Origin of the sequence: Vibrio jasicida CAIM 1864 = LMG 25398 (assembly GCF_000400365.1) — a bacterium.
In the GTDB taxonomy this organism is placed as follows: domain Bacteria; phylum Pseudomonadota; class Gammaproteobacteria; order Enterobacterales; family Vibrionaceae; genus Vibrio; species Vibrio jasicida.
Genome location: NZ_BAOG01000049.1, coordinates 1 through 271 on the forward strand (window position 1 = coordinate 1; position 271 = coordinate 271).

Below are 271 nucleotides of genomic sequence, written 5' to 3' on the forward strand. Positions count from 1 at the left end.
AATAGTGGCGGAGAGATAGGGATTTGAACCCTAGGTACGCTATTAACGTACGCCGGTTTTCAAGACCGGTGCTTTCAACCACTCAGCCATCTCTCCACAAATTGTTACTAAAACTTAGTCTTACTTAAATAATGCTAAATCTCAGTTTTGCCTTTAGATTTTTTAAAATCTAAAAACAGTAAGCAAGCCTGGCGATGTCCTACTCTCACATGGGGAAACCCCACACTACCATCGGCGCTAATTCGTTTCACTTCTGAGTTCGGAATGGAAG

The 271-nt window shown here is 42.1% G+C and carries 1 tRNA gene and 1 rRNA gene; both read right to left on the bottom strand.

What is annotated here, in order from left to right:
- Nucleotides 1–5: 5 nt before the first annotated feature.
- Nucleotides 6–96, bottom strand: a tRNA-Ser gene (locus VJL_RS13920).
- A gap of 90 nt (nucleotides 97–186) precedes the next feature.
- Nucleotides 187–271: ribosomal RNA gene (gene rrf / locus VJL_RS30545) — 5S ribosomal RNA — on the bottom strand; the annotation flags it as partial.